The sequence below is a fragment of the Arthrobacter sp. NPDC056691 genome (assembly GCF_042791415.1).
Classification (GTDB): domain Bacteria; phylum Actinomycetota; class Actinomycetes; order Actinomycetales; family Micrococcaceae; genus Arthrobacter.
Genome location: NZ_JBHTXX010000003.1, coordinates 102,587 through 121,439 on the forward strand (window position 1 = coordinate 102,587; position 18,853 = coordinate 121,439).

An 18,853-nucleotide genomic window follows, 5' to 3' on the forward strand; every position below is an offset into this window, starting at 1 on the left:
TTGAGCCCTCAAAACGACATCTACTGCGAGCTACTTGCCTCCCACCCAGACATAAGAAGGATCAACCAGTGAAGATCACCGACGCACGCGTAGTGGTTTCGTCGCCAGGACGGAATTACGTCACGCTCGTTATCGAAACCGAGGACGGGATTACCGGCATCGGCGACGCCACCCTCAACGGACGTGAACTGGCTGTGGCGTCCTACCTGTCCGAGCACCTCTGCCCGCTGCTGATCGGCCGCGACGCCCGCCGCATCGAGGACGCGTGGCAGTACTTCTACAAGGGTGCCTACTGGCGCCGCGGGCCGGTGACCATGACCGCGATCGCCGCTATCGACGTCGCACTTTGGGACATCAAGGGCAAGGCCGCCGGCATGCCGGTGTACGAGCTGCTGGGCGGCGCGGCCCGGGAGGGCGTCATGGTCTACGGCCACGCCAGCGGATCCTCGCTGGAGGACCTCAGTGCCGACTTCCAGCACCACCTGGACCTCGGCTACAAGGCCATCCGCGCGCAGGCTGCCGTGCCGGGTCTGGAGAAGACTTACGGGATCGCGCCGGTGGACGGCAGGACCTACGAACCCGCCAGCGGCAACATCCCGCAGGAGGACCTGTGGGAGACGACGGCGTACCTGGACTTCGCGCCGAAGATGATGGCCCACGTGCGGGAACAGTTCGGCTACGGCGTGCACGTCCTGCACGATGTGCACCACCGGCTGACGCCGATCGAGGCCGGCCGGCTGGGTTCCTCGCTGGAGCCGTTCCGCCCGTTCTGGATCGAGGACCCCACGCCGGCCGAAGACCAGTCCGCGTTCCGCCTGATCCGCCAGCACACGACGACGCCGATCGCCGTCGGCGAGGTGTTCAACTCGATCTGGGACTGCCAGCAGTTGATCACTGAGCGGCTGATCGACTACATCCGCACGTCCGTCTCGCACGCCGGCGGCATCACGCACCTGCGCCGCATCTTCTCGCTGGCTGACCTGTACGGCGTCCGCTCGGGCTCGCACGGCGCGGGCGACCTTTCGCCGGTGTCCTTCGCCGCCGCGCTGCACGTGGACATGAGCATCCCCAACTTCGGCGTCCAGGAATACATGGGCCACCGCGACCCCGCCAACGAGGTGTTCAAGACGTCCTACTCCTTCACCGACGGCTACATGCACCCCGGTGACGCGCCCGGCCTCGGCGTCCAGTTCGATGAGGAGGCGGCGGCCGCGTTCCCGTTCGACCCGAAGTACCTGCCCATCAACCGCCGGCTCGACGGGTCGGTGCATGACTGGTGACTAACCCGACTGAAGCACCGCCGTTTGACGTCGTCGCCATGGGGGAGATCCTCCTCGAGGTGGCCACCGACGTCCCGTTCGGGCACGGCGTTCCGGCGCAGCTCGGCATATCCGGCGACGCGCTGAACGTCGCTGCGGCTGCCGCTGCGGCCGGTGCCCGCACCGCGCTGCTGGCAGTACTGCCCGACGACGACCTCGGCCAGGCGGTCGCTGCCAGGATCGCCGAACTTGGCATCTCCGCCGAACTCCTGAAGTTCCGCCCCGGACAGCAGGGCGCGTACCTGGTGCACTGCGACCCCGACGGGCAGCGCGAGTTCTCCTACGCGCGCAGCGGCAGCGTCGGCTCCACCCTGGGGCCGGACGACGTGGACCCCGACGTGTTCGCGGCCGCCGGCGCCGTGATCGCGGGCGGCATCGCCTGCGCCATCTCGGCCAGCTCCCGCGCCGCCGTCTTCAGGGCAGCAGAGGTGTCCCGCCGCTTTGTCTTCGATCCCAACTACCGGCCGCGGCTCACCTCCGTGGAGGACGCGACGGCGGCCGTATTTGAGCTGGCACCGAAGGCGTTCCTGGTGACGCCGTCCTTCCCGGGGGAGACGTCGGCGCTGCTGGCCACGTCCTCGCCCGCCGAGGCGGCCGGGAAGCTGCGCTCGCTCGGCACCGCCAACGTCGCGGTGACCTGCGGGGCCGAGGGAATCCAGCTGGAAAGCGACGCCGGGCCGGCATGGATCGACGCCATTCCTGCTCCTGCCGTGGTGGACCAGACCGGGGCGGGCGACGCCTTCGTGGGAACGCTCACCGCGCGGCTGGTGCTCGGCGACAGCCTTTCCGAGGCCGCCCGGTATGGCGCGGCAGCGGCGTCGCTCGTGGTGGGCGGCAGGGGCGGCACGGGCTTCATTCCGAGCTTCGAACAGACCCGGGCCCACGCACTGTCTGTCCCTTCCGGCAGGACATCCGAAGGAGAGCTGTCATCGCACGCCTGAGCAGTGCCAATCTGGGCAGCAGCGGCCATCAGCCCCCGCTGCAGCGGGACAAACTCAAGCCCGGCATCGTGCACCTGGGCCTGGGCGCCTTTGCCCGCGCCCACACCGCCGTCTTCACCGAGAACGCCATGCTGGCCAGCGGAGAACCCAATTGGGGGATCACGGGCGTAACGCAGCGCTCGGACACTGTGGCGCGGCAGCTCGCTCCGCAGGACGGGCTCTTCACAGTGACGGAGCGGGGAGAAGGTGCGGCGCCGCTCCGCGTGGTGTCCAGCATCGTTAACGCCGTCTCCGGACGGGACAACCCGGCCGCTGTGGTGGACCGTATCGCCGCGCGGGAGACGCTGGTGGTCACGCTGACCATCACGGAGAAGGGCTACCGGATCGATCCCCGCACCGGCTCGCTCAATCTTGAGGATGCGGAAGTTCAGGCTGACCTGGATGGCCGTGCCCCGCTCACGGCCATCGGGCAGATCGCCCGGGGGCTCCAGCAGCGTTCGCGAACCGGCGCCGGGCCGATCACCGTGGTCTCGTGCGACAACCTTCCCGGAAACGGCGAACTGACCCGGAAACTGGTCCACGCCTTCGCCGCCGCACTGCCGCGCGAGGAAGCCGAACCACTCACCACCTGGCTGGACGCGAACGTCACGTTTCCCAGCACCATGGTGGACCGGATGGTGCCGGCCATGACGGCGGGTGACCTGGACGCCGTCGAACGTGAACTTGGACTGCGCGACGAGGCCGCCGTGGTGGCCGAGCCGTTCATGCAGTGGGTCATCGAGGACAACTTTGCCGCGGACCGCCCGCGCTGGGAGGACGCCGGCGCCCTGTTCAGCAGCGACGTGGCGGCCTGGGAGGCGGCCAAGCTGCGGCTGCTGAATGCGAGCCATTCGCTGCTGGCGTACCTCGGCCTCGCCGCCGGCAAGGAGACCATCAGCGACGCCGTGGGGGATGACGCGTTCTTCACCGCTGCCCGGCGCATGATGGCCGAGGACGTCCTGCCCACCATCCAGCTCCCGGAAGGGCTCGACGCGGATGAGTACTGCGCCCAGGTTTTGAAGCGCTTCGCCAACCCCGCGCTCGGCCACACCACGGCCAAGGTGGGCAGTGACGGGTCACAGAAGATCGGCCTGCGCCTGCTCAGCACCGTGCGCGGAAACCTCGACGCCGGCCGCGAACCGCGGTGGGCGGCGCTCGCCGTCGCTGCCTGGATGCGGCACGTGGCCACCACGCCGGCAGACGAACTGGACGATCCGCTGGCCGCCGAACTCCACGCCGCCCTGCCGGCATCGCGGTCCGCCGCCGTCGTGGTCCCCGCGCTGCTGGGCTGCCGCAGTGTCTTCGAGCCCGAACTCGGAGCGCACGCCGGATTCGCCGGCCTCCTCATCCACTGGTACAGCATTATCGACACGCACGGGCTGGACGGCCTGAGAAAAGAGATCAACCATGGCTGACGCCACCAGCGTTCTGAACGTTTCCCCGGTCATCCCCGTGGTGACCATCGAGGAGCCTCAGCACGCGGTTCCCGTTGCCCGGGCCCTGGCGGACGGCGGCGTCCGGATCATCGAGCTCACCCTGCGGACCGACACGGCGCTCACCTCGCTGAAGGCGATCGCCAACGAGGTCCCGGACATCCTGGTGGGCGCGGGCACCATCCTCACGCCCGGCCAGGCCGACGCCGCCGTGGCCGCGGGCGCGCAGTTCCTGGTCAGCCCCGGCGTGACGCCGTCGCTGCTGGACCACATGCTGTCCCTCGGGCTTCCGGTACTTCCGGGCGTGGCCACGGTGGGCGAGGTGATGGCCGTGCTGGAACGCGGGCTGGACACCATGAAGTTCTTCCCGGCAGGCCCTGCCGGCGGACCGTCGTACCTGGCGGCCATCGGCGCACCCGTCCCGCAGGTGACGTTCTGCCCCACCGGCGGCATCAGCCTGGCGACGGCGCCGGACTACCTCAAGCTGCCCAACGTCAGCTGCGTCGGGGGAAGTTGGCTGACGCCGCGCGCCGCCGTCGAAAGTGGGGACTGGCAGCGGATCACTGACCTGGCGCGGGAAGCGGCACGGCTGGCTGACGGCTGACTCCGCGTTGCTGTTTGAGGGCTATTTCTCGCCGGCGCGCTCGAGTGCCTGGTCGTGCTCAGTGTGGGCCTGGCGGATGAGGTCCATGAACTCGGTTTCGTTCCGGATGAGCCGCTTGTACTTCTCCGGGAGTTTCTTCAGTTCCTGCTCCTCCCGGACCAGCTTGTCGAAGATCCGCTCGCGTTCGGCAATGTCCGTCTCGTAGTTGAGGTCCACGTAGGTGGTGGCGTGCCGCTTCGCGCCCGAGACCATGGTCTTGGCTTTGCCCTTGGGGCTGAGCAGGGACCCGATGATGGTGACGGCGAGTACGCCGAGGATCACGGTGAGCGACAGGCCGGTGCTGATCTCGAGGACGTTCACGTGTTCGCCGTCGTTGATGAACGGCAGGTTGTTCTCGTGCAGGGCGTGCAGGATCAGCTTCACCCCAATGAAGCCAAGGATGGCGGCAAGGCCGTAGGAGAGGTAGATGAGGCGGTCGAGGAGTTCGTCGATCAGGAAGAACAGCTGCCGCAGGCCCATGAGCGAGAACGCGGTCGCCGTGAACACGATGAACACGTTCTGCGTCAGGCCGAAGATGGCCGGAATGGAGTCGAGCGCGAAGAGGATGTCCGTCGCGCCGATGGCCACCATCACCAGGAGCATCGGGGTGAGGACCCTCTTGCCGTCAACCTCGGTGAAGAGCTTGTCGCCGTCGAAATGCTCGGAGGCGGGCAGGAATTTCCTGGCGAGCCGGACCACCAGGGTTTCACTGTCGTCGTCGTGGTTGTCCGGCTTGAGCAGGTTGCCGGCGGTGATGAGCAGGATCAGCCCGAAGATGTAAAACACCCAGGCGAAGCTGTTGATCAGGGCGGCGCCGAGGAAGATGAAGCCGGTCCGGGCGAGCAGCGAGAAGACGATGCCGAACAGGAGCACCTTCTGCTGGTCGGCGCGGGGCACCTTGAAGCTGGCCATGATGATGAGGAAGACGAAGAGATTGTCCACGGACAGCGCCTTCTCCGTCACATAGCCGGCGAAGTACTCGGTGCCCATCTTGGAGCCGCCGAAGAGCCAGATGCCGAGGCCGAACACGAGGGCCATGCCCACATAGATGGCCGACCACGTGGCGGATTCCTTCAGGGACGGGGTGTGTGCCTTGCGGACGTGGAAGAAGAAATCGAAGGCCAGGAGCGCGACGATTCCGGCGATCGTGAGGATCCAGACGATAGGGGGAACTTCCATGCTGCCTCTTTCCTGAATGTGATTCGGGGGAGCGCTTGGAATCAACCCTACCCAGCCTTCCCCAACTGACTCGCACTTGTTGTCGTTTTCAAGGCTCAAAACGACAACAAATGCGAGTCAGTTGGGCAGGCGGGGGCTGGGGTGCCTGACCGGGTCCCTGCTCAGCCGTACATCAGCGAGCCCGGCGTGGTGAGCTGCTGCCCGGTCTCGATCCAGGTCTTCAATCCGGAGAGGATCATCGGCCAGCCGCCGTAGAGCTGTTCGTTGGCGCCTTCGCGGAGCTGGTCGTGCGTGACAGTGAGGTGGCAGGAGTCCTCGCCCACGGGCTCGATCTCCCAGGTGACCCGGGAGGTGCCCTCTGCCTTGACGTCCTCGCCCCAGAGCGCGCGCATGGTCTGCACCAGCCGGCGCGGGGGATCGACCTCCAGGTTTTCGCCCTCGCCCAGGAGTTCCCCGGCCTTGGGGTTGCCCATCTCGAAGCGGGAGCCCGGCGTCCAGTCCGACTTCAGCGTGTTCCCGAACTGGTACTTGCTGCGGATATCGCTGTCCGTGATGGCCTCCCAGAGCCGTTCCGGAGTGGTCTTGATGTAGATTTCGAAAATCTTTTCCATGGGACTTTCCAATCGGGTCTTGAGGTCGCTGAGCGCAGCGGCCCATGGTTCTGCATATTTGCTCACCCACCGGTCGTGGACGAGCCTGATGGGCACCGGATTGAGGAAGTGCAGTTTCTCGCGGCCGCGGCGCCGGGTCACCACGAGGCCGGCTTCCTCCAGGATCCTCAGGTGTTTCATGACGCCGAAACGGGTGATCTGGAACCGCGCCTCCAGGGCACCCAGGGTCTGGCCGTCCTCGCGGAAGAGCGCGTCCAGCAGGTCCCGGCGGATGGGGTCGGCGAGGGCCTTGAATACGGCGTCCACGGGATTAACGATAGGTGACCATTTAGTCACATGTCAACGGTCCGAAGACTCGTGGCCGCCCCACTAAGTAGCAGATCAGGGCGTTCCCAGTGCTGGGAACGCCCTGATGTGCTACCTAGTCGGGGGCTTCATCCCGTGATGCCTGCGGCGGTGCGTTGCTGAATCGGCACAGGCTCGGCCAGCTGGGCCAGCCCATCAGTGAATCGATGTCTCCAGCACCTTGGCGTCCTGCTCGTCCCGCTCCGGGAGCGGGGCCTCTTGGGGCGCAACCTTGTCGTGATTCCGGCCGATGACTGCGGTGGCGATGGCATTTCCCAGGATGTTGGTTGCGGTGCGGCCCATGTCCAGCAGTTGATCGATCACCAGCAGGACACCAATGCCTGCGGCAGGGATGCCGAAGGCAGGGACGACGGCGGCGACCACCACGAGCGAGCCGCGCGGCACGCCGGCCATGCCTTTGCTGCTGAGCAGGAGCATTGCGGTCATCGCGATCTGCTGGCCCAGATCCATATCGATGCCGTAGGCGTTGATCAGGAACACCGATGCGAAGGTCATGTACATCATGGAACCGTCAACGTTGAACGAGTAACCCAAGGGCAATACGAAACCAGTGGTGCGCTTCTCGATGCCGAACCTGGTGAGGCCTTCAATGAGCTTGGGCAGGGCGGCTTCACTGCTGGACGTGGCGAACGCGATGACCATGGGCTCACGGACTATCCGGACCAGGCGGAAGGCGGCCCGTCCAAGGAATGCGACGGCGACGCCGACCATGATGACCCACAGGGCGGAGAGGGAGACGTAGAAGCCGCCGATGAATGATGCGTAGGTGGCAAACGCGTCGAGGCCCTGTGCGGTGAACGCTGCCGCGATGCCGGCGAATACGCCCACGGGTGCCGCCAGCATCACATACCCGGTGACCTTCAGCATGACGCCCATCAGCTCATCGATGGCATCAGCAATGGAGGAGCGGCCCTTCTTCCGAAGGTTCAGCAGCGCGATGCCGAAGAGGGCGCCGAAGACGAGGATCTGGAGCGGGTTGTTTTCCGTGAGGGCGGCGAAAACGCTGGTGGGGATGATGTGGGTGATGAACTCCTGGTAATCGAGGGCCTTCGTTTCCATCCCCGCGCCACCGCCCGGCACCAGATGGAGGCCGTCACCGACGTTGAGTACGTGGGCCGTGATGAAACCGAAGGCGCCCACCAGGGCCGAGGCGGACAGGAACCAGATCATCGAGCGGCCAAAGAGCTTGCCCACCCCGGCGGATTTGGCCGCTCCTGCGATGCCGGAGACCAGAGTGGCAAAGATGAGCGGGGCGATGATCATCTTGATGAGGTTCAGGAACATGTGCGTGACGGTGTCGAGGACAGTCACGACGGATTCGCGCGCGTCACCCGGCAGGAGCCAGTGGAATAGCAGGCCGCTGAGGATTCCGAACACGAGCGCTGCCAGAATCCACATTGTTGATTTGTTTTTCATACTCAGTCCTTGCGTAGCGGCCGGGCCTGGGGCCCGGTGTTGGAACGGATCTCGTCATCGGGTTCCGTTTTCTCCGTGGTCGGTTGGGATTTTGGGCACGACGGCGTGCCCCGGCGCCCTGATCGGGCGGGGCTGGGGTCGTTGGTTGAGCTTGACCTGGGTTCGGCGGGCTCAACCGGCGGTTGCGGGAACCCGGCAGGTGGGGATTATTTGCTGAGGTTGGCCAGGCGTTCGGGGCTGAGGAGTTCCTGGAGCTGGGTTTCGGTGAGCAGGGCGTGTTCGAGGACGAGTTCGGCGACGCCGCGGCCGGTGGCGAGGGCTTCCTGGGCGATGGCGGTGGCGGTGGTGTAGCCGAGGTGGGGGTTGAGGGCGGTGACCAGGCCGATGGATTGTTCCACGGTGAGGCGGAGGTGTTCGGTGTTGGCGGTGATGCCGCGGACGCAGCGGGTGGTGAGGGTGCGGCAGGCTGCTTCGAGGTGGGTGATGCTCTTGTGCAGGCTGTGGACGATGACCGGTTCGAAGGCGTTGAGCTGGAGCTGGCCGGCTTCGGCGGCCATGGTGATGGTGACGTCGTTGCCGATGACCTCGTAGGCGACCTGGGAGACGACTTCGGGGATGACCGGGTTGATTTTGCCGGGCATGATGGAGGATCCGGACTGCACGGCGGGAAGGTTGATCTCGCCGAGGCCGGCTCGGGGGCCGGAGGAGAGCAGGCGGAGGTCGTTGCAGATTTTGGAGAGTTTGACGGCGACGCGTTTGAGCACGCCGGAGAGGTGCACGAACGCGCCGACGTCCTGGGTGGCCTCGATGAGGTCCACGGCGGTGACGAGGGGCAGTGCGGTGATGTCGGCCAGGTGCCGGCAGGCGGTGTCGGCGTAGCCGGCGGGGGCGTTCAGGCCGGTGCCGATCGCGGTGGCGCCGAGGTTGATTTCGTGGATGAGCAGGTCGGCTTCGGCCAGGCGGAGCCGGTCCTCGCCGATGGTCACGGCGTAGGTGCCGAATTCCTGGCCGAGGGTCATGGGGACGGCGTCCTGGAGTTGGGTGCGGCCCATTTTGACGACGGTGCGGAATTCGAGGGCTTTGGCGGCGAAGGCCTCTTCGAGTTCGGCGAGGGCTGAGAGGAGTTCGCGGGCGGCGAAGATGGTGCCGAGTTTCACCGCTGTCGGGTAGACGTCGTTGGTGGACTGGGAGAGGTTGACGTGGTCGTTGGGGTGCAGGCGGGTGTAGTCGCCTTTGGGGTGGCCGAGGATTTCCAGTGCCCGGTTGGCGATGACTTCGTTGGCGTTCATGTTTGAGGAGGTTCCGGCGCCGCCCTGGATGACGTCGACGACGAACTGGTCGGCCAGGTGCCCGTTCATGACGTCGGTGCAGGCGGTTTCGATGGCGGCGGCCCGTTCGGGGTCCAGGAGGCCGAGTTCGTGGTTGGTGCGGGCGGCGGCGAGTTTGACGGCGGCGAGGCCGCGGACCAGGTGCATGTTGGTGGAGAGCGGCTGTCCGGTGATGGGGAAGTTCTCCACGGCGCGGAGGGTGTGCACGCCCCAGTACGCGGCGGCGGGGATGTCACGGTCACCGAGCAGATCATGCTCGGAACGGACAGCCAGGTCAGGGGCGGGGATGGTGATGGTCAAGGGGTCCTCACGGCTTCGTTGACGGGATTGGACGGCAAAATAGGTGTGCTGTGGGCATGGTCTATGGCATGCCGAGCGCAAATGCGGGAATAGTAGCGTTTCGAGTTGCGCAGCGACCGGGCATGGCCATGGCGGCAGCTGAGTGGCCCTGGGGCAATCCAAATTGAGGCTACCGCCGGCCGCGGTCAGCGCCGCGGCATGGGCAGCGCGGACGTATCAGAGACGGCGATCGTCGGTCAGTTCTCGCCGCCGGGCACGAGGCTGCCCAACGCGCACTCCACCCCGTGCAGGTGGCGCGTCATGGCCCTCGACGCTTCTTGCGCGGACCCGCGTTCAATGGCAGCGAAAATGCGGGCATGTTCCCGGTCGGATTCCTTGCGCCGGTCAGCTACGAGGTTCAGGGTATTCGACTGGTCGCCCATGGCTTCGCGGATGTCCGTCAGGACGCCCACAAAGACGCCGTTGCCGCTACACCGGGCGATGGTGGCGTGGAATTCAGCGTTAAGAAGGATCCACTGCTGGAGATCGTCTTCGTCCGACATGGCCTCGAGAATTTCGCGTAGTGCCTCCACGTCTTCAGCAGTCCGGCGTTCGGCGGCAAGGGCAGCGGCAGGTACTTCAATGTGGGGCCGCGCCTCCACCAGGTCCCGGGCGGAATACTTGCCGAGCTTCAGGTCCTGCACAACCCGGTCCGCGATGACGAAGGTGCCCTTGCCCGTGAACGTTGCCGTCAGACCGAGCGCATTGCACGACTTCAGTGCTTCACGGACCATGGATCGGCTTACCCCGTAGAGCTGGGCCAGGGAAGCCTCGGAATCCAGCCGTGCACCCACAGGGATCTTGCCGGCTTCAATGGCGTTTCGAAGAGATGCGAACACGGCTTCGGCCGCACCGACCCGCACTACTTTTTCTTGTCCAACTGTCCAGCTGTCCAACAGGTTCATGCAATCAATATGGCACGCGTCACGAGGGCCTGTCAACGTGCCGCCGTGGAGACCCAAGTAAGCAGCAGATCAGGGCGTTCCCAGCGCTGAAAACGCCCTGATCTGCTACATACTTGGCGGGGAAAGGCGTACGACGGCGTCACGTCGCCAGGGTCAGCAGCTTCCCGTCCGTTACGGCCCCGCGGGAGAGCGTCTTGTAACCCTCCTGCTCGAAGAGCACGGTGATCACGTCCTCCTCGTGCCGCATCACGATGCCGGCGCCCCATTCCTTGTGCACCACGGCGGCCTGGAGGGGGAACGGTTCCCCGCCAGCGGCCGCCGCGGCGCCGTCGTCGTAATCCTCCTCGTACGCGGAACCGTCGGCGCAGTTATCGCAGTTGCCGCAGGGCTCGGGCAGGTCCTCGCCGAAGTAGCCCAGCAGGAACTGGCGCCGGCAGGCGTCCGTCTCCGCGTAGCCGCGCGCCATCTCGATCCGGGAGCGGTCCACGCGCTGGCGTGCTTCGGCGAGTTCGACGGCGTGTTCCACCACCTTGGGCAGCCTGGCGCCGGCTTCCAGCCGGACACCGCGCTTGCCGGTTTTCACGGAGCGGGTTTCCTGCAACTCATTCAGCAGCCCGGTCAGCCGGCGGGCCGGGATGCCGGTCTGCTCGGCGAGCGCCTTCTGGGTGACCGGACCGTCCGCGGCACGCAGGGCGGTGAGGACGGTGAGCAGCGCGTCCTCGTCCGGCTTGTGGGTACCGAAGAACTTGCGCAGGCCGAGGTCCTCCGGCCGGTAGTGGAGAACGGCGGAGGCGTGCTGCCCGTCGCGGCCTGAGCGCCCGATCTCCTGGTAGTAGGCGTCGAGGGACTCGGGGATGTCGGCATGGATCACGAAGCGGACGTTGGGCTTGTCGATGCCCATGCCGAACGCGGTGGTGGCCACCACCACATCCAGTTCGTCGTCGAGGAACTGCTCGTGCACCTCGTCCCGCTCGCTCTGCTTCCGGCCGGCGTGGTAAGCCTCGGCCCGAAGCCCGCGCCCGGTCAGATCCAACGCGTAGGATTCCGTGTCCTTGCGCGTCGCGGCGTAAAGGAGGCCGGGACCCTTGAGCCCGGCGTGAAGTTCGGCGGCCTGCTCCACCACGGCACGCTGCTTGTCCCGGTCCCCGACGTGCCGCACCACGCCGAGCCGGATGCTGGGGCGGTCGAAACCGTGGACCAGCACCAGCGGATCCTTCATGCACAGTCGCTGGTGGATCTCGTCGCGGACCGGGGGAGAGGCGGTGGCGGTCAGCGCGGCGACGGGAGGATGGCCGAGCTGCCTGCGCACCTCGCCCAGCCGCAGGTAGTCGGGGCGGAAGTCGTGCCCCCAGGAAGAGACGCAGTGGGCCTCGTCCACCACGAACAGCGCCACGTCCATGGCCGCCAGCCGCTCCACCGTCTCGGCCTTGGCCAGCTGCTCAGGGGCGAGGAAGAGGAACGCGGCCTCACCCCGCCCGGCCGCCTCCCACGCGTCCTCAACCTCGGAGTCCTTCCGCCCCGAGTTGATGGCGACGGCGGACTCCCCGCCCAGGTCCTCCAGCAGGCCGTCCAGTTGGTCCTCCTGCAGCGCAATCAACGGGGAAACCACGACGGCGGGACCGCGCCTTGCCCTGTCGGCCGCGGGGTCGTCGGGGTGCTTCGCGCTTTCGTGGCCACCGTGGAGGAACAGGGCGGCCACCTGGTAGATGGCTGACTTGCCGTAGCCCGTGGGCATCACCGCGAGCACGTCCCGGCCGGCAGCCAGGGCAGTCATCCCGGCGAGCTGGCCGTCCCGGAGGTGGGGGAGGCCGAGCCTGTCGGCGGCGATGCGGCGCAGGGTGGCTTCGGCTGCGGGGCTTCCGTCGCCGGGGCTTCCGGCACTGGGGGCGAGGGCGTCGGTCATGGCGGCAGCTCCGTAGGGGCGTTCCGAGGCCGGGTGTCTTCAGCCGTGGAACCCAGCCTAGTGTGAGGTCCGGCCGCCGTCATGTCCCCGTCGGCCAGGCCCCACGCGTCCGGTCAGCGGGAATGGACCCCTCTGGCCGTGGTCTGGAACCGGGTATGGGAGTGGATTCTCGTGGTCGCATGGGCAACCCTGGACTTGGGGATGATGATCTCCCCGTGGCCGCCCCGGCTCATGTCGCGGATGAGGCCGGTCCCGGCCACCTCCCTGGTCCAGGAAATCCCTGCGACGGCAGCCTCTTTGGTGGGGTACTTGACCGAGATCGCCACCAGCGTTCCCGTCCCGTCCAGAAGCCTGACGCGGAAGCCGCCGTCCGGGGCGTCGGTGATTTCAAAGTAGCCGGCCATGGCAAACCCCTTCGTTCGTTGCTGGTTTTGGCATGTCTCCCATACCCCATTTTGGACCTTTCCCGCCCGGAAGGACCCCCGGGATGGCCGCCTGATTCCTTAAGCAACTGGCCATTGAAGCCCCCTCCGGGCAGGAGGACAATGCAACTGCCATATACAGCCACAACCTCAAAGGAGACGGAGATGGCTGGCGGAAACGGACTGATCAATCGTTTTTACGATGAGGTGCTGACGGGCGGCAATCTGGCGATCATCGACGAGATAGTGGCGGACGACGTCGTCGACCACGAGGAGGGTTTTCCCGGCCAGCCCCCGGGCAAGGAGGGCGTGAAGTTCTATGTGAACGCGGTGCGGACGGCGTTCCCGGACCTCGCGGTCAAGACCAGCGAGCCGGCGCTCGCCGACGGGGACCTTGAGGCGGCCCACGTGATCCTGACCGGAACGCACCAGGGCGAGTTCGCGGGGATCCCGGCCTCTGGCAAGTCGGTGGAATTCTCGGGCATCGACATCATCCGCGTGCAGGACGGCAAGGTCGCCGAGCACTGGGGATCGACGGACACGCTGAGCCTCATGCAGCAGATCGGAGCTGCGCCGAAGTAGGGCCGCAATAGCTGCCCGTTTCGGGAACTAAGGCACGACGACGGCGGGCGGCCGCCGCCGTCGTCGAACGTCTTTCCGGCGCGTCTCTGGGGACGCGCCGTGGCGTCCCGGCCTGCCCTCCGGAAGCCCTGTATTATCCCTTCAGGGGGCGGTGACGCCAAAGCGTCAAACTGGGGGACAGCAGCAGATGTGCAAACCATAAAGCCGTAAGGTAACGGGCTTTTTGAAGCCATGTGCCCGCTGTCACGCGACGTGTCATCCACCGCAAATCTCCGCCCACCCGGGCGATGGTTTGGCAGGAGGATTATCCGCTCGCCCCACCCCTTTTCCGCACCACCCCCTTCCGCACTGCCCACCTCTTTCTCCCTCCGCCACCTCGGCGACCCCTGCTGTCGCCTGCCCTGAAAGGACCGCAATGAGCCACCCCGGCCCAACCCCGCCGCCGCCCTCCGACTACACCACCTACGGCGCGCCGCAGTATGCGAACGGGCAGTTGCTGGACGGGCAGAACGCTGGGCAGGCGTATCCGGGGCCGTACGGGGCGTTCCCCGGGCAGTACGGGGCAGAACCGCAGAAGTCCTTCCTGGTCACCTGGCTGTTCGCACTGCTCCTTGGCGGCCTGGGCGTGGACCGCTTCTACCTCGGCAAGATCGGCACGGGCATTGCCAAGCTGCTGACGCTGGGCGGTGTCGGCGTCTGGTCGCTCGTGGACCTGATCATGACGCTGGCCGGGAAGCAGACGGACAAGAACGGCCGGCCGCTGGCAGGGTATGCGCAGCACAAGACGGTGGCCGTTGTGGTCACGGTGGTCCTTCTGGTGGTCAACCTGGTGGTTGGCGTGTTCAGCGGGATCGCCGCTGCGGCTGTGGTCCGGCAGGCCGCCACCCCGCCGATCATCTCGGCCGCACCTGTCACGCAGGAGAGCGCCGCGGGTTCACCGGCGGCGCCGGAGACCACCGAGGAAGCAGCTGCCGGGGAAGACCGGCAGCACCTGGAGGCCCGGACGCTGACGGGCACGGGCGACGCCGTCAAGTCGGTTGATCTCAAGGGACTTCCCGCCGTGGTGACCTTCACCTGCAAGGCCTGCAGCGGCAACACCGTCCTGGAAACCAACGGCGCCGAGATACTGCTGGTCAACACCACGGGCGCCTACGCCGGTTCGCACCTCGTGGACACCAGCGCGGGCGCGCCCACCACGGAGTTCAACGTCAGCGCCGATTCCGCCTGGACACTGAAAATCGAGGACATCGACAGCGTTCCCTCCTCCACGGACAAGGTCACCGGCCACGGCGACAGGGTCCTGTACTGGGACGTGGCCACCGACAAGGCAGCCATCACCAACAAGGGCGAAAGCAACTTCGTAGTGCAGGGCTTCGGCAGTGAGGTTCCGGAGCTGGCCGTGAACAAGATCGGTGACTACAGCGGCACCGTGAAGCTCACCCCGGGCTTCATCCAGGTCAACTCCGACGGCGACTGGACCATCACCGCGAAGTAGCGGTCCCCCGCATCCCAAGTAGCTCGCAGTTGTTGTCGTTTTGGGGTGTCAAAACGACAACAACTGCGAGCCCTTTGGGGCCAGGGAATATGTGTTCCAGAAAATTCATTGGTTAACACTCACGCAGTGCCTAATAAGGGTAGGACGCCCAGACCTTCGATCTCTTTTTTTCTGTTACTCCCAACCAACACATAAAACTACTGCTCGCTACTTTGGTGTGCGGTGCGGATCCTCTTTTGACTCGAAGCATGGCTGCCATCCAGATTTTACATTCTGATTGTTGACAATAGTACACGCGACTTCTAGGTTTTATGTAACCCACGTCACGCGGTGTGGGAATCCCCGCTAACCCCGGCATCGCCGGGCGAATGGAGTACATATGACTGGCAACATTTCACGGCGGAGCGTCCTGCGCGGCGCAGGAGTCGCGGTCCTTGGAGCAACGGTGGCCGGCTGGGCCACGGGCTGCTCCAGCGTCGCCGTCGGCGGCCCTGCCTCCGGTGCTGCGACCAACCTGCTGGAGACGGCGAAGTCGCAGGGCTTCCTCCGCGTCGGCATCGCCAACGAACCGCCGTACACCCAGGTCAGCGCCGACGGAAAAGTGACCGGCTGTGAGCCCGATGTGCTGCGGGCCGTGTGCAAGCGCCTCGGCATCGGCGACGTCCAGGGCATCGTCACGCCGTACGAGTCGATGATTCCTGGGTTGAACGCGAACCGCTGGGACGTCATTGCAGCGGGCCTCTTCATGAAGCAGTCCCGTTGCGGGCAGGTCCTTTATTCGGAGCCCGTCATCGTGTCAACGGAATCCTTCGCCACGCCCAAGGGAAACCCGAAGGGCATCACCTCTGTTGCCAACGTGCTGGCGGACAAGTCCCTCCGGATCGCGGTGTTGCCCGGTGGCTTCGAGGAGGGCGTGCTCAAGGCGGCCAATGTCCCCGCATCGCAGCAGGTCAAGATCAATGACGGCCGCAGCGGCCTCGAGGCGCTCAGGGCCAACCGGGCCGACGCCTTCATGCTGCCCACGCTGTCGCTTCAGGCCCTGGCGAAGGATGATGCAAGCTTCGACGTCAGCAAGCCGGTGGACGACGCCCCCCGCACTGGTTCGGGGGCCGCTTTCCGGAAGGCCGATTCCGCCTTCCATGAGGCCTACAACAAGGAGCTCGCGGCGTTCAAGAAGACCCCCGAGTTTGCCGCGATCCTCACGAAGTGGGGCTTTGACGCGACGGTGGTTCAGGGCGTCACCGCCGAGGAGCTATGCAAGACCGCGGGATGATCCGGGCTGCCGGAAAGGGGAGCGCGGAATGTCCGCGGTGATCGAATACGCGCCGCTGCTGTGGCAGGGATTGCTGACCACCATCCTGGTGACCGTGCTCAGCGGGGCCCTCTGCCTGGTGGTCGCCTTCGCGGCCGGGCTGGCGCGCCTGTCCAGCCACCGCCTCGTTCGCTGGCCGGCCGGAGTTTTCATCGAAGTCTTCCGGGGGACGTCACTGCTGGTGCAGATGTTCTGGCTGTTCTTCGCCCTGCCGTTCTTCGGCATCCAGCTCCATCCGCTGACCGCCGCGGTCCTGGCTCTTGGCCTGAACGAGGGTGCCTACGCCGCGGAGGTGGTGCGCGGCGCCATCGCCAGCCGGGCCAAGGGGCAGACCGAGGCCTGCATCGCCCTCGGCATGGAACCGGCACTGCGCCTGCGCCGGATCATCATTCCGCAGTCCATTCCCGCCATGCTGCCGCCGTTCGGCAACGTCATGGTGGACCTGCTGAAGAACACGTCCCTGGTCTCCCTGGTCACCGTGGCGGACCTGACCTTCCGCGCCCAGATGGTCCGCAGCACCACGGGACAGACGACGGCGGTCTTCCTCACCATCCTGGTGATGTACTTCGCCTTGTCCTGCCTGCTGACGCTGCTCACCGGCTGGCTTGAACGCCGCTTCGCGCTGGACCGGAAGGCGCTCGCCGCCCAACGGAAGGAAAGCCGTCTGATGAAGGTGGGTGCCGCATGATCTGGGACAACGATTTTGCCATCTCGGTGTTCCCGCTCCTTTTGGACGGGCTGTGGGTCACCGTCCAGATCACGCTGCTGGGCACTCTGCTCGCGGCCGTCCTTGGCCTGGCCTTCGCCGTGCTGAGGAGGCTTGCCATCCCGGTGCTTTCACCCGTGCTGTCCTTCTTCGTGGTGTTCGTCCGCGGAACGCCGCTGCTGGTCCAGGCCTACTGCGCGTTCTTCGTGCTGCCCGCCTACGGCATCAGCTTTGATGCCTTCACCACCGGCCTGGTGGTGATCGGCATCAACTACAGCGCGTACATGGCAGAGGTGTACCGCAGCGGAATCCAGGGTGTGCCCAAGGGCCAATGGGAGGCGGCAACGGCGCTGAGCCTTCCCGGTTTGCGCACCTGGGGCAGGATCATCCTCCCGCAAGCCATCCGCACCGTGGTCCCCATGCTCGGCAACTACCTCATCCAGATGTTCAAGGACTCCGCCGTGCTGTCAGCCATCACGGTGGTGGAGCTGATGGCAACGGCCCAGGCAATCGGAACCTCCAACTTCCGTTACCTGGAGCCGCTCACCATGGCCGCCCTGCTCTTCCTGGCCATCAGTTACCCGGCCTCCCGGCTCGTCAACAGATTGGAGCGGCGCTATGCGCCCCAGCACTGAACCCCAACCCCTGCCCGCCGCCGTCGGAGTGGCGCCGGACACGATTGTCCGGTTCCGGAACGTCAGCAAGAACTGGGGGTCCAACCAGGTCCTGAAATCCCTCAACTTCGAAGTCGCGCCGGGGGAGAAGGTGTCCATCATCGGCCCGTCAGGCTCCGGCAAGACGACGATCCTCCGCATCCTCATGACGCTCGAGACCCCCAGTGAAGGGCTCGTCACCGTCGACGGCGACACGCTGTGGGACGTCACGGCTGGCCAGAAGGTGCGGGAAACGAAGCAGTTGCGCGCCACCCGCCGGAAGATCGGCATGGTGTTCCAGCAGTTCAACCTCTTCCCGCACATGACGGCGATGGAAAATGTCATCGAGGCGCCCATCCACGTACTGGGAATGGACAAGGCCGAGGCCCGTGAGCGGGCTGCCGAGCTCCTCAACCTGGTGGGGCTGGGCAAACACATGAACCACACCCCGCCGCAGATGTCCGGCGGCCAGCAGCAGCGCGTGGCCATCGCCCGTGCGTTGGCCATGCGGCCCAAGGTGCTGCTGTTCGACGAGCCGACGTCGGCCCTGGACCCGGAGCTGATCGGTGAGGTGCTCAACGTCATCCGCAACCTGGCGCACACCACGGACATGACCATGCTGATGGTCACGCACGAGATGCGGTTCGCCGAGGAGATCTCGGACCGTGTGGTCATGTTCGACAATGGCGCAGCCGTGGAGAGCGGGCCGCCGTCGCAGATCTTCAAGGATCCGCAGCAGGAGCGGACCCGGACGTTCCTCCGGGCCGTGCTCCAGCACTGAGCGGTTACACCTCCACAATCAGCGCAATCTCAACGGGTGCGTGCCCGGGCAGCTCTGCAACGCCGAGGGCGGCCCGGGCATGGCGCCCCTTGTCGCCGAAGGCCTTCTCCAGGAGGAGGGAGGCGCCGTTGATCACCGCGGGCTGGTCCGTGAAGCCCTCGGCAGAGGCCACGTAGCCGGTCAGGCTGACCACCGACACGATCCTGTCCAGCGAACCCAGGTGCTGGCGGAGCGCGGACAGGCAGTTCATTACCGCGTCGGCGCTGGCCTGCTGTCCCTGTTCGATGCTGACTTCCCGCCCCAGCTTGCCGCTGACGGCCAGCGAGCCGTTCCGGTGGGGCGTCTGCCCCGAAGTGAACACAAGGTTCCCCACCTGCCGGACCGGCACATAGTTGGCCACCGGAACCGGCGGGTCAGGCAAATGACGTTCGACGGCGGCAAGCGGGCTTTCGTGATGCTCCATGGGTGCTCCTCCGGTAG

The 18,853-nt window shown here is 66.1% G+C and carries 18 protein-coding genes; 10 read left to right on the forward strand and 8 right to left on the reverse strand.

Annotated features, from left to right (window positions below; translation table 11 throughout):
• The first annotated feature begins 68 nt into the window (after positions 1 to 68).
• From manD to eda, 4 genes are all read left to right on the forward strand, one after another.
• The gene (gene manD, locus ACFRAU_RS04035) at positions 69 to 1,280 is read left to right on the forward strand and encodes a D-mannonate dehydratase ManD (protein ID WP_377997118.1); all 1,212 of its coding nucleotides are present in this window, start codon (positions 69 to 71) and stop codon (positions 1,278 to 1,280) included.
• Positions 1,281 to 1,318: 38 nt separating this feature from the next.
• Positions 1,319 to 2,260 carry a PfkB family carbohydrate kinase gene (locus ACFRAU_RS04040; protein WP_377999077.1) on the forward strand — a complete coding sequence of 314 codons (942 nt, stop codon included), beginning with the start codon at positions 1,319 to 1,321 and terminating at the stop codon, positions 2,258 to 2,260.
• Positions 2,261 to 2,328: 68 nt separating this feature from the next.
• On the forward strand, positions 2,329 to 3,714 hold the full coding sequence (locus ACFRAU_RS04045) for a mannitol dehydrogenase family protein (protein WP_377998902.1): 1,386 nt from the start codon (positions 2,329 to 2,331) through the stop codon (positions 3,712 to 3,714).
• Positions 3,707 to 4,336, forward strand: coding sequence for a bifunctional 4-hydroxy-2-oxoglutarate aldolase/2-dehydro-3-deoxy-phosphogluconate aldolase (eda, locus tag ACFRAU_RS04050; RefSeq protein WP_377998903.1), 630 nt, complete (start codon positions 3,707 to 3,709; stop codon positions 4,334 to 4,336). Before ACFRAU_RS04045 ends, eda begins: the two co-directional genes overlap by 8 nt.
• 21 nt (positions 4,337 to 4,357) lie before the next feature.
• Here eda and ACFRAU_RS04055 read toward each other — a convergent pair whose 3' ends face one another.
• From ACFRAU_RS04055 to ACFRAU_RS04085, 7 genes are all read right to left on the reverse strand, one after another.
• Positions 4,358 to 5,554, reverse strand: coding sequence for a TerC family protein (locus ACFRAU_RS04055; protein ID WP_377997115.1), 1,197 nt, complete (start codon positions 5,552 to 5,554; stop codon positions 4,358 to 4,360).
• Positions 5,555 to 5,715: 161 nt separating this feature from the next.
• Positions 5,716 to 6,471 (reverse strand): ArsR/SmtB family transcription factor, encoded by a 756-nt coding sequence (locus ACFRAU_RS04060; RefSeq protein ID WP_377998904.1) that lies wholly within the window; start codon positions 6,469 to 6,471, stop codon positions 5,716 to 5,718.
• A 195-nt stretch (positions 6,472 to 6,666) separates the two neighbouring features.
• Entirely contained in the window at positions 6,667 to 7,947 is a 1,281-nt protein-coding gene (locus ACFRAU_RS04065) for a dicarboxylate/amino acid:cation symporter (RefSeq protein ID WP_377998905.1), read from the reverse strand.
• 206 nt (positions 7,948 to 8,153) lie between these two features.
• On the reverse strand, positions 8,154 to 9,569 hold the full coding sequence (locus ACFRAU_RS04070; RefSeq protein ID WP_377999078.1) for an aspartate ammonia-lyase: 1,416 nt from the start codon (positions 9,567 to 9,569) through the stop codon (positions 8,154 to 8,156).
• A 242-nt stretch (positions 9,570 to 9,811) separates the two neighbouring features.
• Positions 9,812 to 10,519, reverse strand: a complete 708-nt coding sequence (locus tag ACFRAU_RS04075; protein WP_377997112.1) for a FadR/GntR family transcriptional regulator — start codon at positions 10,517 to 10,519, stop codon at positions 9,812 to 9,814.
• 139 nt (positions 10,520 to 10,658) lie between these two features.
• Positions 10,659 to 12,422 (reverse strand): RecQ family ATP-dependent DNA helicase, encoded by a 1,764-nt coding sequence (locus tag ACFRAU_RS04080; protein ID WP_377998906.1) that lies wholly within the window; start codon positions 12,420 to 12,422, stop codon positions 10,659 to 10,661.
• Positions 12,423 to 12,535: 113 nt separating this feature from the next.
• On the reverse strand, positions 12,536 to 12,826 hold the full coding sequence (locus tag ACFRAU_RS04085) for a YegP family protein (RefSeq protein ID WP_377998907.1): 291 nt from the start codon (positions 12,824 to 12,826) through the stop codon (positions 12,536 to 12,538).
• A gap of 183 nt (positions 12,827 to 13,009) precedes the next feature.
• Between ACFRAU_RS04085 and ACFRAU_RS04090 the strand changes: the two genes are divergently transcribed.
• From ACFRAU_RS04090 to ehuA, 6 genes are all read left to right on the forward strand, one after another.
• On the forward strand, positions 13,010 to 13,426 hold the full coding sequence (locus ACFRAU_RS04090) for an ester cyclase (protein ID WP_377998908.1): 417 nt from the start codon (positions 13,010 to 13,012) through the stop codon (positions 13,424 to 13,426).
• 415 nt (positions 13,427 to 13,841) lie between these two features.
• Entirely contained in the window at positions 13,842 to 14,921 is a 1,080-nt protein-coding gene (locus tag ACFRAU_RS04095) for a TM2 domain-containing protein (RefSeq protein ID WP_377998909.1), read from the forward strand.
• 379 nt (positions 14,922 to 15,300) lie between these two features.
• Positions 15,301 to 16,194 carry an ectoine/hydroxyectoine ABC transporter substrate-binding protein EhuB gene (gene ehuB, locus ACFRAU_RS04100; protein WP_377998910.1) on the forward strand — a complete coding sequence of 298 codons (894 nt, stop codon included), beginning with the start codon at positions 15,301 to 15,303 and terminating at the stop codon, positions 16,192 to 16,194.
• A gap of 28 nt (positions 16,195 to 16,222) precedes the next feature.
• Positions 16,223 to 16,921, forward strand: coding sequence for an ectoine/hydroxyectoine ABC transporter permease subunit EhuC (gene ehuC, locus ACFRAU_RS04105; RefSeq protein WP_377998911.1), 699 nt, complete (start codon positions 16,223 to 16,225; stop codon positions 16,919 to 16,921).
• Positions 16,918 to 17,574: an ectoine/hydroxyectoine ABC transporter permease subunit EhuD gene (gene ehuD / locus ACFRAU_RS04110; protein WP_377998912.1), complete on the forward strand. Its 657-nt coding sequence runs from the start codon at positions 16,918 to 16,920 to the stop codon at positions 17,572 to 17,574. Before ehuC ends, ehuD begins: the two co-directional genes overlap by 4 nt.
• Positions 17,558 to 18,373 carry an ectoine/hydroxyectoine ABC transporter ATP-binding protein EhuA gene (gene ehuA / locus ACFRAU_RS04115; RefSeq protein ID WP_377998913.1) on the forward strand — a complete coding sequence of 272 codons (816 nt, stop codon included), beginning with the start codon at positions 17,558 to 17,560 and terminating at the stop codon, positions 18,371 to 18,373. Before ehuD ends, ehuA begins: the two co-directional genes overlap by 17 nt.
• Positions 18,374 to 18,377: 4 nt before the next feature.
• On the opposite strand, the gene ACFRAU_RS04120 is transcribed toward ehuA, so the two are convergent.
• Positions 18,378 to 18,836, reverse strand: a complete 459-nt coding sequence (locus ACFRAU_RS04120; RefSeq protein WP_377998914.1) for a RidA family protein — start codon at positions 18,834 to 18,836, stop codon at positions 18,378 to 18,380.
• Positions 18,837 to 18,853: the final 17 nt, after the last annotated feature.